The 14887-nt window shown below is 41.8% G+C and carries 15 protein-coding genes; 9 read left to right on the forward strand and 6 right to left on the reverse strand.

Annotated features, from left to right (window positions below; genetic code table 11):
• Positions 1–8: 8 nt before the first annotated feature.
• Entirely contained in the window at positions 9–1277 is a 1269-nt protein-coding gene (locus tag Q0688_RS04320; protein WP_299073518.1) for an inorganic phosphate transporter, read from the forward strand.
• Positions 1278–1343: 66 nt separating this feature from the next.
• On the opposite strand, the gene Q0688_RS04325 is transcribed toward Q0688_RS04320, so the two are convergent.
• Genes Q0688_RS04325 through Q0688_RS04335 form a run of 3 tightly spaced genes read right to left on the reverse strand, consistent with a single transcriptional unit; the run spans position 1344 to position 3327 of the window.
• Positions 1344–2276, reverse strand: a complete 933-nt coding sequence (locus tag Q0688_RS04325; protein WP_299073520.1) for a 2-dehydropantoate 2-reductase — start codon at positions 2274–2276, stop codon at positions 1344–1346.
• Positions 2257–2967 (reverse strand): TIGR01621 family pseudouridine synthase, encoded by a 711-nt coding sequence (locus Q0688_RS04330; RefSeq protein WP_299073522.1) that lies wholly within the window; start codon positions 2965–2967, stop codon positions 2257–2259. The genes Q0688_RS04325 and Q0688_RS04330 overlap by 20 nt, the downstream gene beginning before the upstream one ends.
• Positions 2968–2976: 9 nt before the next feature.
• Positions 2977–3327 carry an Hpt domain-containing protein gene (locus Q0688_RS04335; RefSeq protein WP_299073524.1) on the reverse strand — a complete coding sequence of 117 codons (351 nt, stop codon included), beginning with the start codon at positions 3325–3327 and terminating at the stop codon, positions 2977–2979.
• A 188-nt stretch (positions 3328–3515) separates the two neighbouring features.
• Here Q0688_RS04335 and gshA point away from each other — a divergent pair, with 188 nt between their 5' ends.
• Together gshA and Q0688_RS04345 are read left to right on the forward strand one after the other, a co-directional pair.
• Complete coding sequence (gene gshA, locus Q0688_RS04340) at positions 3516–5108, forward strand: glutamate--cysteine ligase (RefSeq protein WP_299073528.1); 1593 nt, start codon at positions 3516–3518, stop codon at positions 5106–5108.
• 94 nt (positions 5109–5202) lie between these two features.
• Positions 5203–5847 (forward strand): hypothetical protein, encoded by a 645-nt coding sequence (locus Q0688_RS04345; RefSeq protein ID WP_299073530.1) that lies wholly within the window; start codon positions 5203–5205, stop codon positions 5845–5847.
• A 70-nt stretch (positions 5848–5917) separates the two neighbouring features.
• On the opposite strand, the gene Q0688_RS04350 is transcribed toward Q0688_RS04345, so the two are convergent.
• Entirely contained in the window at positions 5918–6079 is a 162-nt protein-coding gene (locus Q0688_RS04350; RefSeq protein WP_299073532.1) for a DUF2986 domain-containing protein, read from the reverse strand.
• A 150-nt stretch (positions 6080–6229) separates the two neighbouring features.
• Between Q0688_RS04350 and Q0688_RS04355 the strand changes: the two genes are divergently transcribed.
• A complete protein-coding gene (locus Q0688_RS04355) occupies positions 6230–6997 on the forward strand; it encodes an alpha/beta hydrolase (protein WP_299073534.1) in 768 nt (255 codons plus the stop codon).
• A gap of 86 nt (positions 6998–7083) precedes the next feature.
• Here Q0688_RS04355 and smrB read toward each other — a convergent pair whose 3' ends face one another.
• Complete coding sequence (smrB, locus tag Q0688_RS04360) at positions 7084–7656, reverse strand: endonuclease SmrB (protein ID WP_299073536.1); 573 nt, start codon at positions 7654–7656, stop codon at positions 7084–7086.
• Between the two features lie 100 nt (positions 7657–7756).
• Here smrB and prmB point away from each other — a divergent pair, with 100 nt between their 5' ends.
• The 4 genes from prmB (at position 7757) to Q0688_RS04380 (ending at position 11595) form a co-directional block, all read left to right on the forward strand.
• Positions 7757–8710, forward strand: a complete 954-nt coding sequence (gene prmB, locus Q0688_RS04365) for a 50S ribosomal protein L3 N(5)-glutamine methyltransferase (RefSeq protein ID WP_299073537.1) — start codon at positions 7757–7759, stop codon at positions 8708–8710.
• Between the two features lie 47 nt (positions 8711–8757).
• Entirely contained in the window at positions 8758–9864 is a 1107-nt protein-coding gene (gene aroC / locus Q0688_RS04370) for a chorismate synthase (protein WP_299073538.1), read from the forward strand.
• 55 nt (positions 9865–9919) lie between these two features.
• Positions 9920–11083 carry an MFS transporter gene (locus Q0688_RS04375; protein WP_299073539.1) on the forward strand — a complete coding sequence of 388 codons (1164 nt, stop codon included), beginning with the start codon at positions 9920–9922 and terminating at the stop codon, positions 11081–11083.
• Between the two features lie 305 nt (positions 11084–11388).
• Positions 11389–11595, forward strand: a complete 207-nt coding sequence (locus Q0688_RS04380; protein WP_299073541.1) for a cold-shock protein — start codon at positions 11389–11391, stop codon at positions 11593–11595.
• An 812-nt stretch (positions 11596–12407) separates the two neighbouring features.
• Here the strand turns inward: Q0688_RS04380 and ansA are convergent.
• Positions 12408–13415 (reverse strand): asparaginase, encoded by a 1008-nt coding sequence (ansA, locus tag Q0688_RS04385; RefSeq protein WP_299073601.1) that lies wholly within the window; start codon positions 13413–13415, stop codon positions 12408–12410.
• 138 nt (positions 13416–13553) lie between these two features.
• Here ansA and Q0688_RS04390 point away from each other — a divergent pair, with 138 nt between their 5' ends.
• Positions 13554–14882 carry a M24 family metallopeptidase gene (locus tag Q0688_RS04390; protein WP_299073543.1) on the forward strand — a complete coding sequence of 443 codons (1329 nt, stop codon included), beginning with the start codon at positions 13554–13556 and terminating at the stop codon, positions 14880–14882.
• Positions 14883–14887 lie beyond the last annotated feature (5 nt).

Consider the following 14887-nt stretch of genomic DNA (forward strand, 5'->3'; position numbering starts at 1 on the left):
TACTGACAATGGATATTATTAACAGTTACGGTTTTATATTAGTCGTAGTCGCCGCTTTGGTAGGTTTTTTAATGGCATGGGGCATAGGGGCTAATGATGTAGCCAACGCTATGGGTACCTCGGTAGGTTCAAAAGCGCTAACCATCAAGCAAGCCATTTTTATTGCCATGGTATTTGAGTTTGCCGGTGCCTATTTGGCAGGTGGTGAAGTGACCTCGACAATTCGTAAAGGCATTATTGATTCGGCATATTTCATCAACACGCCAGAATTATTAGTTTTTGGCATGATATCTGCGCTATTTGCGGCGGGTGTTTGGCTAGCGTTTGCTTCGTATCTTGGATGGCCGGTATCAACGACTCACTCCATTATTGGCGCTATTGTGGGTTTTGCGGCAGTCGGCGTGAGCGCCGATGCAGTAGAGTGGGGCAAAGTGGGTGGGATTGTTGGAAGTTGGGTTATTACTCCTGCTATCTCCGGCTTTATTGCTTTTTTAATATTCCAATCTGCACAAAAACTCATCTTTGATACAGACAACCCATTTGAAAGCGCCAAGCGTTATGTGCCTTATTATATGGCTCTTGCCGGTTTTGTTATGGCTTTGGTAACAATCAAGAAAGGCCTGAAGCATGTCGGATTACACATCCCTAATGGCCAAGACTATTTTATTGCTATTGGTATAGCTGTGGTAGTGGGTATCGCTGGAAGGTTATTTATAAGTCGCATAAAAATTGATCCAACAACCAAAAGAGAAGCACAATTCGTTAATGTTGAGAAAGTGTTTGCTGTGCTGATGATAGTCACAGCCTGTTGTATGGCTTTTGCACACGGTTCAAATGATGTGGCGAATGCTATAGGTCCTTTAGCTGCTGTGGTTAGCATTGTCGAAAGCGGCGGTGAAATTGGTAAGAAAGCGGCATTGGTCTGGTGGATTTTACCGCTTGGTGGTATTGGCATAGTGGCAGGTTTGGCATTGTTCGGTCATAAAGTGATTAAAACCATAGGCAATGGCATTACTCACCTTACCCCAAGTCGTGGCTTTGCCGCTGAACTGGCCGCCGCCTGTACTGTGGTCATTGCATCGGGTTCTGGATTGCCTATTTCTACCACGCAAACCTTAGTAGGCGCGGTATTAGGTGTAGGTATGGCCAGAGGGATCGCTGCGATTAACTTAGGAGTGGTGAGAAATATTGTGGTGTCTTGGGTGATTACATTACCAGCAGGTGCCGGTTTGTCGATTGTCTTCTTCTTTATGATTAAGGGCATTTTTGCTCCTTAACTGACTATCCCAGAATAAAGCATTTTGAAGCCAGCTCTCGTAGCTGGCTTTTTTGTACCTATTTCACTAATTGACAGATTCCAATCGTGTGACTTGTTCAAGCAAACGTTGATTAAATGGTACCGGGCAATTTAGCTCATTCGCTTTAGCGCAAACATAGCCTGTAATAAATTCGATTTCGCTTTTCCGGTTGAACTTCAGATCTTGATGCATGGATGAGTAGTTATTGGCTGTGGCTGCTATGACTTGTTGTGCATTTTTATTTAACTCTGCGCTACTTATTGAATAACCTTGTGCTGTCATCACTTTTGCAATCTCATCGCAAAGAGTCGATATATCCCGTTGGTATTGGTGATCTGCAAGTTCGCCATTCCTTACATTATGAATGGCGCTAAGAGGGTTGATAACCGCATTGATGGCCAATTTTTTCCATAACGCCAAGTTAATATCTTGATGCCAATAGCTAGGGGGAAGTAACGCCGAAAGCACAGGCTCAATGGCCTGTTTAGTTGCGGTATCAACTTGGCCTAACCAACCAAAGTGTGTGTGGCCTTTGCCTGTTTCAATCAGGGTGTTGGCATCGGGTTTCAATGCGCCATAACTTGTGGTCGCCGCGATCAGTGGATTATTAGGGAAGCTCTCTTTAACTTGCTCTGTGGTTCCCATGCCATTATGCAGGAGTACTATGACTTGCTGGGGCGTAATAAAAGACTGTAATTGACGCAGTACGGGTAATACTTGGTAGGCTTTCACTGGCACTAGTAATAGGTCAAATTGCTGTGGTTGTGTTATTAAACCGGTATTTGGCGTTAGATGGTGGGTTTTACCTGCTAAGTCAGTCACAGTACAATATGATTGCTGGCGCTGTCTTCTAACGAGATGTTGAACCTCATAGCCAAGTTTCTGGCATTTAAATCCAATTAAGCTACCAATTGCACCTTGACCTACAATGGCAACCTTAGGCGCTGGCCAGGGAGTATTATTCTGCATGTTTTGCATGGGGCAATCTAATATGTGGCCACTTTAATGCCCAAGGAGTGGCAAGCTCTGCTATTTGAGTAATCGCTTGGTCAGATATAAATGCTTGGCCGATAGTGGGGGCACAGTGAATGCAGATGGGCTGATTTTGATAGGTAAACCGTAAATAATAAGCGTGTAAATAGGTACGATCTGAGCTGTCACCTTTGTATAATTCATCGCCTAAAATTGGGCTGCCTATACTCTTTAGAGCCACTCTAATTTGATGGGTCTTTCCTGTCAGAGGTTTTACTAAAAACATTCTTATACCTGCAGAAAGTGAAAAACTAAAAAACTGGCTAATGGCAACATTTGTATTACTGCTATTAAGCATCCATTTACCATCGCGGACTTTTTTCATCCCTCCTTTAACAGCGCCTTGCTTTTTCTTGGGTTTTTTCGTGGAAATAGCTAAATAGAATTTTTCAATCTGCTTTTGTTCAAACATATGGCCAAAATTAGCGGCCGCTTGTGGGTGTTTAGCCAACACCAAAATGCCTGATGTTACTTTGTCGAGTCTATGTACTAACCACAACTGTTCTACCTTTAGTTGCTTGCATAGTATCGGCAAAATCCCCGATTGATGGGCTTCATTTTGTACTGCTAGATTACAGGGTTTGTTAATGACGACAAAATCAGGATGTTCAAATAAAATTTCTATCGATGTAATCAAAACGTACTCTTAGCTATTCTCTGATGAATAATCGCGCAATAAGCCAAGTGTTTGCCTTAAAATGAGCGAAAAATTATCTAGGGTGTCATTGGTTATTTGGCAGGTTAAATCGACTTCAAGATCCTTACAAGCTTGATTTAATGCAATTAGGCCCAGATTGCTACTCACGCCTTTTAAATCGTGCACTTGTCTTTTAACTGTCTCAATATCACTTTGTTGTACATGCTGTGCCATCAAGGATTCAAAATCTTGATATTGCAGAATAAATTTTTCTAAAATATTCACTAATATTGAGCGATTGCCACTAAATTGATTAATCGCAAATTGGCTATCAAAAATACGTAACTCAGAACCAAGCAAGATTGCGTTTCCTAGTTTGTTCTGCGGGGGTAAAACCGCTAACTTATAATTTGAGTGAGTTATTCTAACAAAGAATCCGGTATATTTGTTACACCATGTAAAAACCCAAAACCTTAGCTGTCTTTTTGCTAAACAGCAGGTAGACTAGAGCCAATTAGTAAGACTTTTATTTAAATTTGGATAGAATTTTGCAAGAAAATCAGCCCTCTTTTGCAGAGCGTTTACAAATATTACAAGACCCCACAGTGATATCTACCTTAACTGGGATACGTCATGGGGTAGAGCGTGAAACCTTGCGCATTAACCCTGATGGTGGCTTGGCTCAGAGCCCTCATCAAGAGGCTTTAGGGGCTGCGTTGACCCATGAGTTTATCACCACCGATTTTTCTGAGTCTTTATTGGAATTTATCACGCCACCTGAAGTGTCAGTGCAAAAAACCATATCCCAGCTAAATGATGTACATAAATTTGCTGTTTCGAATATTGGTGATGAACGATTTTGGCCTATGAGTATGCCGTGTTTTATTGAAGATCAAGACGCGATACCCATTGCAGATTACGGTACATCAAATATAGGTAAAATGAAAAAACTGTATCGGGTAGGGCTAAAGAATCGCTACGGTAGCATGATGCAGGCAATATCTGGGGTGCATTTTAACTTTTCTCTCCCCGATGAATTTTGGCAACAGTGGTTAGAAAAAACAACAGGCGAAGTGGCAAATAAAGATGGTATTTCAGCGGCCTATTTTGCTTTGATCAGAAATTATCGCCGTTTTTGCTGGCTTATACCTTATCTATATGGTGCATCACCGGCTATTTGTGGTTCATTTATCAAGGGCAAGGAAACTAATTTACCTTTCAAGAAGCTGGGGCGGGGTACATATTATTTACCTTATGCTACCTCTTTACGCATGAGTGATTTGGGGTACACCAATAGCGCTCAATCTGATTTGAATATTTGTTACAACCAAGTTGACAGTTACATTGCATCTTTAAGAGCTGCCATTAATCAGCCTTCTGCGAATTATCAACAATATGCAGAAAAAAAAGACGGGGAATATCAGCAGTTAAATGCCAATGTATTGCAGATTGAAAATGAACTGTATTCGCCAATCCGCCCCAAACAGCCTACTCAATCATTAGAAAAACCGTCTGATGCCTTGCAGAAAAGAGGTGTAAGTTACATAGAAGTGCGGGCCCTTGATGTTAATCCATTTAATGCTATTGGCATCGAAGAACAGCAGTTTTATTTTCTTGATGTGTTTTTACTGTATTGCCTGACTACACCAAGTGACTTGATGAATGCGCAACAATACGATGAAACTGAAGTTAACTTAAGTGCAGTAGTTGACAGAGGGCGAGATCCAGCGCTTATGCTCTCAAATGAACAACAATCTATAGGCTTGAGTACTTGGGCATTACAGCTTTTTAGTGACATGCAGGAAGTGGCTTTAGTACTGGATCATGCCAATAACACCAAACGCTACACAGCTGCGTTACAGCATGAGAAACAAAAAGTACTGGATCCAAATTTAACCCCCTCAGCTAGGATACTACAAAAGTTAATAACCCAAGATTGTGACAATGGCACCTTAGGTTTGGCCTTAGCAGAAGATTATAAACAACAATTACTTGATTCAGATTATGCCTATTCAAGTGCAGAATACTTGGCTGAACATGCAAGGTTGTCGATTGAAAAGCTAGGTATAATTGAACAACAAGACAAAGTGTCGTTCGATGATTTTCTTAAAGACTATTTTTCAGCGTCTACAACAGACTAATTTGTGGCAAAAAAAAAGCCTAATAAAAATTAGGCTTCAAAGTTACTACTAGGGAAACACACAATAACTAGAACACGCTAATTAAGAGTAGACGATGCGAAAAAAGTTCAAAAATAATAGCCGTTTTTTAAGCATTATAGTAGTCACTTTAGCGAGTACGGTATTTTTAGAGGCTTGCACGGCAACACCCCCTCGAAATATTAGCAATATCTGTGACATTTTCACTGAAAAAAGAGACTGGTTTGACAGCGCCACCGACATGCAAGAGAGATGGGGCGTACCGATTCACGTGCCTATGGCGATGATGTATCAAGAAAGCTCCTTTAAAGCTAAGGCTCGGCCCCCAAAAAATTATTTATTTTTTGGACTAATACCTTGGGGACACGTCAGCAGTGCTTATGGTTATTCGCAAGCCAAAACCCCCACTTGGGATGATTATAAGCGCGAAACCGACAACTCATGGGCAAATCGTTCAGATTTCGACGATGCTATGGATTTTATGGGTTGGTTTATTAGTAAAACTCATACAATAAATGCAGTGTCAAAATGGGATGCGCAATTACAGTATCTGAACTATCACGAAGGCTGGGGCGGCTATAGTCGCAAAAGTTATCAATCAAAAACATGGCTAAAAGGCGTGGCCAAAAAAGTCAAAGCTCGATCATTAAGATATGCGACCCAATTAAAAGGCTGTGAAGAAGAGCTGTCTAAAGGCTGGTTCTGGCGAATTTTTAGCTGATATTATTTAGATAATAATGCAGGTCATTCATTGGCCTGCGCACCGTCTTAATATAGGTAAACGACAGTTATCACTCATCAGAAACGATATTCGCCTCTTCAGAAGATTCAGCGGCAGCTAACTCCCGATCGGCTTTGCTAATGTATTTAGGCTTATTTTTGCCAGATAACTTAGCATTAGCTTTCTTGGCTCGCGCTTTTAAAATTTGATTACCTTTTTTACGACGGTTCATGTGACTATTCTCAATCTATACAACCTTTGTATAATATCACTTTAGAAGCTGGAAGGTTTTGAATTTTATTAGCACATTGATTCAGCGCTAGGTTTCTTCTTTATAATCAATGCTGTTATGCAACTGTTGTTCTAATTATCTGGAAATTGTATGTGTTTATCCTATCAACAAAGTCATAAAACCGTTTCTGTTGGCGCAGTGGACTTTCACTATGCCCTCGACGGCGAAAGCTCCAAGCCCGTGTTGGCGCTAGTCAACATGGCCAGTGTGAATTTGACCGCTTGGGAGCCCGTATTGGCAAGCCTGTTGCAGACATATCGTGTCTTACGTTTTGATATTCGCGGCACGGGGAAAAGCACTTGGGGGGCAGACCACGAGTTCACCTTCTCACAATATGCAGATGATTTAGCTGCGATTATGGATGTTTTGCAGTTACCCAAAGCATTTGTATTAGGTGTGGCTTATGGCGCCAGAACCGCTGCTCAGTTTGCATTGCGTCATGAAGATAAGTTAACGGGTTTAGCTTTGTTTGATGTGGCTTTAACGCCACCCGTGGAGCAAGTAGCACAAAAATCCTTAGCCGCACAAGCCAGACAATTACTAATAGAAGCCGGAGAGCCTGAGTTGGTGCCTAAAAAGTCATGGCGATTTTATGAAAATAGAGAGGCTGCGTTTAAAGCTCACACTGCCCACCACCATGAACCCGACACATCTGAAATGTTGGGTGATTTACAGGTGCCGGTACTGGTTGCCTGTGGTCGACAGGATATGAATTTAAATGAAGCGCAACGTATAGCAGGGGCTATTCCTAATGCCAAATTTGAACTGATGGAGATGACAGGTCACGGCTCGCCATTTTTTCGACCTGAGTTGTTTGCCAAGATAGTGAATGAATTTAAGAATGAATTAAAACGTTGATTTTTTTCTTGGATGCCCATTGAACACTTTCTTTAGCGCCTCGTGTCTATGAGATAGGCACGTTGAGCTTTAATATTTAAATTGGCTTAAAACTTACCTTGATGTAGCGGTAATTCAATCAACACCAACAAGGCTGCTTTGCCTCCCCATTCCTTTGGTGCTTGATGAAACCCCATTACTGCTGGGTGTTGAGTTAACCAGTTGGGGATTGCTTTTTTAAGAGCGTAAGTGCCTTTGCCGTGCATAATAGATACACAATACACATGTTGTTTTTGCGCTGCATGAATCAGTGCGGCGAGTTCATGTTTGGCTTGTTCTTTATTTAAGCCGTGAAGATCGAGAATTAAATCCGGGGGATAATCACCGCGGCGTAGGCGTTTGACCTCGTGACTATCTGTATCGGGTTTGACATACTTTAGCGGTTGCTCGATATCAAAGTGGCCTTCAAAACCATCTGAAAACTCAAAAGCGGCTGCAGCTTGTTTTATTTCAGCTAAATCATTATTTTTTTGCTTAAGTCCCGATTTCTGCTTGCTGGAAAAGCGCTGAGGCGGTATTTTGTCCTGCTTTATTGGCGCTATATCTTTGAACTCATTTTTGAATAGACAGGTTTCATCATTATCTATATGAGTTTTAGGGGGATGTGGCGTGATTTTCATTCATTACTGGTACATATTTACTTTGTAATGAGCATAACAAAAATTGCTCGCGGAGAATATGTATTCAAGGTTTACCAACCTATTTTTATTAAGCGATAACATGAGCACAGATACTTTTTCAAGCCTAAACGCCGACGATATAGCAGAAGACTTACACTCTATTTTGGATATGGTGCGATGGTCGGTAAGTTGTTTTAATCAAGCTGGATTGTTTTACGGTCATGGCACCGATAATCCTTGGGATGAAGCGGTGAGCTTGGTTTTGCAACTATTACATTTGCACCAAGATTTGAGCTTGCAAGCGGGCGACCAACTGTTTCATAGCCGATTAACTAAGGCTGAAAAAATACATATTATCGAAATCGTTAAGCGCCGTGCTCAAGAGCGTATTCCCGTACCTTATTTAACCAATCAAGCATGGTTTTGTAATTTGCCATTTTTTGTCGATGAGCGTGTACTCATTCCACGTTCACCTTTTGCCGAACTTATTCGCAATCATTTCGAGGAATGGATAGGGGATAGCGAACCGCAACATATTTTGGATTTATGTACTGGCGGTGGCTGTATTGCCATTGCATTAGCCTATGCCTTTGAAGAAGCTCAAGTGGATGCTGTGGATATTAGTCAAGATGCCTTGGACGTTGCAGAAATCAACATCACCGAGCATGGTTTAAATCATCGAGTGTACCCTATCAAATCTGATTTGATGGGGGCATTGCAAGGCCAACAGTATGATTTAATTGTTAGCAATCCCCCTTATGTGGATGCTGAAGATATGGACGACTTACCCGATGAGTTTCATCATGAGCCCGAATTAGCCTTGGCAGCGGGTACAGATGGACTGGATTTGGTGGACAATATTTTACGTCAAGCTCCTAGCCATTTAAGCGACAACGGCTGGTTGTTTGTTGAAGTGGGTAACAGTGAAGTGCATATGTATTCCCGTTATCCAGAATTGCCGATCCAATGGGTTGAGTTTGAAAACGGTGGACATGGGGTATTTGCTATAAGCAAGAACGATTTAGTTGAGTACTGGCGCTCAGTTGACCATTAGACTAATACCACACTAGTTAAGTATCACGAAAACAGGATTTTAAGATTATGGCAGGAAATACCTTCGGTAAATTATTCACAGTCACCACCTTTGGCGAAAGTCATGGTATTGCTATTGGTGGTATAGTCGACGGTTGCCCTCCAGGGTTAGCTATTTCAGAAGCTGACTTACAAGTTGATCTCGACAGACGTAAGCCGGGTACATCCCGTTACACCACAGCCAGACGTGAAGAAGACGAAGTGAAAATTTTATCCGGTGTGTTTGAAGGTAAAACCACAGGCACCAGTATTGGTCTGCTTATCAACAATACCGATCAGCGCAGTAACGATTATTCTAAAATCAAAGATACTTTTCGCCCAGGTCATGCCGACTATACTTATCAGCAAAAATACGGGTTGCGAGATTATCGAGGTGGTGGCCGTTCTTCGGCCCGCGAAACCGCTATTCGAGTAGCAGCCGGTGGCGTGGCCAAAAAATACCTCAAACAACAGCATGGCATAGAAATCCATGGATATTTGTCGCAACTTGGGCCCATTAAAGTTGAACATATTGATTTTGATGTTATTAATACTAATGCCTTCTTTTGCCCTGATGAGAGCAAAATAGATGGCCTTGATGCCTATATGCGAGAATTGAAAAAACAAGGTGATTCTATAGGTGCCAAGGTGTCTGTAGTAGCAACCAATATGCCGGTAGGATTAGGTGAGCCTATTTTTGACCGACTCGACGCCGACTTAGCCCACGCTATGATGGGTATTAACGCCGTTAAAGGTGTTGAAGTGGGGGATGGCTTTGCCACAGTCGAGCAAAAAGGTAGCGAACATCGCGACTCATTAACCCCTGAAGGTTTTACTTCAAACCGCTCGGGTGGTGTTTTAGGAGGTATATCAACGGGCCAAAATTTGGAAGTGCATATGGCGCTTAAACCCACTTCAAGTATTAGTGTTCCGGGCGAAACCATTGATATACATGGCAATACAACAGAGGTTATCACCAAGGGCAGACACGACCCTTGTGTGGGCATTAGAGCGGTGCCCATAGCTGAAGCCATGATGGCATTAGTGGTGATGGATCATTTACTTAGGCATCGCGGTCAAAACGCTGACGTTAAAAGTACAACGCCAGATATCACTGCCAACGCCAATAAAAAATAGGTCATTTGACCTATTTTTTATATTTTTATAACCTTCAAAAGATTAGTTAAACTCATTGCCTAAATCAGCATTTTCAAATTCAAACCTCATTCTTCTGGCCGTCACCTATTTATTCTATTTTGGGCAGTTTGGGGCGTTTTTGCCGTATCTAGGGGTGTTTCTCGATGGTAGAGGGTTTACATCCAAGGAAATAGGAGAGCTATTCGCACTCATTGCTATTGCAAGGATCGCAGGCCCCAATTTGTGGGCAATGTTGGCTGATAAAACAGGTAATGGCCTACAAATATTACAACTTGGGGCTTTTCTCACTTTCGTTACTTTTTGTCTGGTTTTTTTTGTAGAAGGCTTTTGGGCGATCACCTTGAGCTTTGCACTAATGATGATGTTTTGGACCGCAATTTTGCCGCAAATGGAAGGCCTGACTTTAAAGTGCGTGTATGGACATGCCAGTCGTTATGGTCGAATAAGATTATGGGGTAGCGTTGGGTATATTTTGTTTGCCGTATTTAGCGGTAAGATGCTTGACGTTTTTTCTAGCGAAGCGCCCATTTATATTTGTGTTGTTGTGTTATTTTGCCTATTTGTGGTGACTTTACTTCTTAAACAACCCACCAGTAATGCCAATAGCCAACTGCAGCAAGGGTCCATTTGGCATAAAATTAATTCTCCTGTGTTTTATGGCTTCTTACTATCAGCGTTATTGTTGCAATTGAGTTTTGGTGCCTATTACGGCTTTTTCGCATTGTATGTGGTGGATTTAGGCTATAGCGGTCAAGCCACCGGATGGCTAATGGCTCTAGGGGTTTTGGCAGAAGTTGTAATCTTCCTGTATGCGGGTAAGTTGATAAAAGTGTTTGGGGTAAAATGGGTATTAGTTATCAGTATTTTACTGACTGCATTACGCTGGTATTTGTTGGGCGTCGCAGCCAGTATTCCCATAATCTTAATTTTCAGCCAAGGGTTACATGCATTTAGTTTTGCTATGACTCACGCGGCTTCAATGCATTTCATTCATCATTATTTTGGTGACAAATTTCAAAGCCAAGGGCAGGCGATCTATATCAGTGCTGGCTTTGGTATCGGAGGCTCCATTGGAGGTTACGGAGCAGGATATTTTTGGCAACAAGGGCAGGGCGCCGAACTCACCTTTACTTTGGCTGCGCTAACGGCAGTTTGTTCGGCAATGAGCTTATTATTTATTTCCTCAAAACGCATGTAACATCATTTGATTGGATTATAAGAAGATGGTCTCTTCTTTTAGCCATTTAAAACCATCCAATATTTACGACTAACTTATTGAAACAACAAGCCTTGTTCATCGGTTATTATTAATAATAATTGTTGACCTGATGCGTTTAAGATATATACTACTTGCGCTTGAAAGTAAGTTTGATATTTATGTACATTGTTTCGACGTTCCATTTGTAGCACCGGTCTCGTAGCTCATAAGTAATTGCAACACACTTCAGCACAACTAACGTCTCCCAGGAGACACAATTACTCTTGAAAAATATAGGAAAGACTATGTCTGCAACTACTGGTACAGTAAAATGGTTTAACGAAGCAAAAGGTTTCGGTTTCATTCAACAAGAAAACGGCCCTGATGTTTTCGCTCACTTCCGTGCTATCACAGGTACTGGCTTTAAAACTTTGGCCGAAGGTCAAAAAGTTGAGTTCACTGTAACTCAAGGCCAAAAAGGTCCTCAAGCTGAGAACATCGTAGTACTTTAATTATCACATAATTAAAATTCTATAAGAAAAAGCAAACCCTAGGGTTTGCTTTTTTTTTGGAAAAAATAAAGGGCAGTAAGGTGCGATAAGTAAGTTTGTACCATCTCAAAGATGGTGGGATCTATTAAGGATGACACTGCCCTCCATGGCCGGTTTCACATAGAATCCCTTCTATGCGACCTACTTTTTTTCAACAGCCAAAAAAAGTAGGCAAAAAAGGCCGCTCGACCCAATGCTCTTCTTCCAATTATTCGGCAAATTTAGCGGGTCGTTTGCACTTGCTCCCTGCAATGGCAAACTCAATTTGCATCCATGCAAATTGCCCCACTAAATTCACCTAATAATCGGCGAGCCTTCATTCGAGGGTAAATTAAGAGCATCGGCTTTGCCGATAAAGCTTTGTTTTCTTTGGTGGCTCCGCCACTGCCTTTTCGCCTTTAAAGTTTCAGCTAAAAATGGCTTATTCTAGGGGCAAATGGCAGGGATGCCATTTGAGTGGAGTTTGAATGGACACATTCGGAACGACCCTAGAATAAGTCATTTTTAGCGGTGAAGAACTTTATTAGCGGCGGCATTTTTCTGGGTACTCTATTTTTTGCTGTTGAAAAAAGAGTACCTGGCTCGAAGGGAATCGAGTCAAAATCAGGCAAGCGACCGCCATGGATGGCGGAAGGTAGAATAACGCAGGAGCAGTTATCGAGATGCCTGTAAGCGTCAGCGCATACTTTTTATGCCCTAGCACTTACAGGCATCGATGGCAGGCTTCACTATTAATAAGAAAATAAACTTACTCGTAACTCGTTACTCATAGCTTATTCCGTTAACTCACCTCGTAAATTTGCAATAAGTTGCTGTTTGATTTGCTTAGAGGGGAGGTCTTTGCTGAGTAGATAGTGTAATTTGGCGAGGGCCGCTTCTGGGGTCATGTCTTGTCCCGACACTACGCCGACTTCTTGTAAAACATGGCCGTTGGCATAACCGCTCATATTCACTTTACCCCGTACACATTGGGTGCAATTGAGTACAATAATGCCTTGTTGATCTGCGATAGATAATTGCTGCAATAACTGGGCATTTTGAGGAGCGTTACCTACTCCAAAACTGAGTAAAATCAGCGCTTTAACGGGCTGTTGTAAGGTGTTTTTAATTACATCGGTGCTAATGCCAGGGTACAAGGTCACAATACCGATTGGCTGGGATTTAATGGGACTTACGTGCATGTTCTTATTTGTGTCGATGCCCAGCAAATCTTTTTTCACCTCGATATTAATGCCGGCTTTAAGTAATGCGGGGAAATTTGGTGAATCAAAAGCATTAAAGCCATCAGCATCCATTTTTCGGCTGCGATTGCCTCTAAATAGCTGATTGTTAAAAAATAAGCTGACCTCTGCAATAGGGTAATTCGCTGCGATATATAAGGCATTGAGTAGATTGACTTGTCCGTCAGAACGCAATTGTGCGAGGGGAATTTGTGAGCCAGTGACAATCACGGGCTTGCCCAACTCTTCTAGCATAAACGACAAGGCTGAGGCGGTATAAGCCATAGTATCGGTGCCATGTAGAATAATAAACCCATCATACTGCTGGTAGTTTTGTTGAATATCGTCGGCAATTTGTTGCCAATCGGCAGGGCTCATATCGGAAGAATCAATCAGGTTTGCGTATTCGTGAATAGTAAATTCGGGCATTTCGCTACGATGAAACTCAGGCATTTTGGCGAGTGTTTCCGTTAAAAAGCCCGCTGCAGGAACAAAACCTTGAGATGAAGGGCGCATACCAATTGTACCGCCTGTGTATGCAACATAAATGTGTTTTTTCATATAATCGGCAATCATGTTTCTGATGATTATTATTTTCACTCACTTTAACGCTTGTGCTCGAAATTAACCAATAATTCCATTAAGTTAGAGGTAGAAAGATTGAGTTTCAAAGATACTTTAAAAAGGTGAGTGACGGTAATGAAAAGATGGATAGTGGGATTTATGTTAATCACAGGCTGTGCGAATAGTGTTGCACAGCCTAAAGTGCTGCCGATGCGCGAACAAGCGCAGCTTATTAATCAAATATTGGATGACAGGTTACAAAACTTATTACCTGATTTGATGCGCCGCGAAGGTATCGATATGTGGGTGCTGATCTCACGTGAGTACAATGAAGATCCTATTCTTAAAACTATGTTGCCAGCAAACTGGTTATCTGCTCGCCGGCGTACGATATTAGTATTGTTTGATCCAGGTGAGGGCCAGACAATTCAGCGTTTAGCCGTAGCGCGTTATGCAGTCGATAGCTTATTTAGAAAGTCTTGGGATAAAGAAAAGCAACCTAATCAATGGGATAGTTTGGTTAAATTAATAAAACAGAAACAACCCAAGAAAGTCGCGGTTAATAAATCCGAACATTTTGCGCTGGCAGACGGCATAACCGCCACTGAATACGCAGAATTTAGTCAGGCATTATCGAAGCAATCCAATACGCAATTGGTGTCATCAGAAAAACTGGCTATTGCATGGCTCGAAACCCGCAGCAAAATGGAAATGCAAGTGTACCCCGATTTAATTGCCTTAGGTCATCAGGTCATTGCAGAAGCTTTTTCAAATCAAGTGATTCAGCCGGGCCTAACCACCACCGATGATGTGGTGTGGTGGTTGCGTGAAAAAGTATTGGATTTGAGATTACAAACTTGGTTTCATCCCACTGTGTCGTTGCAACGCTCAAGTCTCGAAAAATTCGATCATGTGAAAGCTTTTAGCAAACGTCCTAAGGCGCAAATTATTATGCCAGGTGATTTGTTACATATGGATTTCGGTTTGACTTATTTGCGCCTTAACTCCGATCAGCAACAACATGCTTATGTGCTTAAAAAAGGTGAAACCGATGCCCCTGACTATCTAAAAAAAGCCTTAGCCAATGCCAATCGCTTGCAAGATATTTTTACCGCCAACTTTAAACAAGGGCGTACAGGTAATGAAGTGTTAAAAATGTCACGACAGCAAGCTATAGAAGAAGAGATTAAACCTTCGATTTATACCCATCCAATTGGTTATCATGGTCATGCTGCAGGTACTACATTAGGCATGTGGGATTCTCAAGGTGGTGTGCCGGTGCAAGGTGATTACCCGTTACATCTCGATACTGCCTATTCTATTGAACTCAACGCTGCGACTTTTATTCCACAATGGAACAAAGAAATTCGTATTATGCTGGAAGAAGAAGCCTTCTTTGATACATCAGGTGTTACATACTTAGATGGTCGTCAAACCCAATTTCACTTAATCAAACCAGAATAAAGAGA

The organism is uncultured Paraglaciecola sp. (assembly GCF_937123705.1).
Taxonomy (GTDB): Bacteria; Pseudomonadota; Gammaproteobacteria; order Enterobacterales; family Alteromonadaceae; genus Paraglaciecola.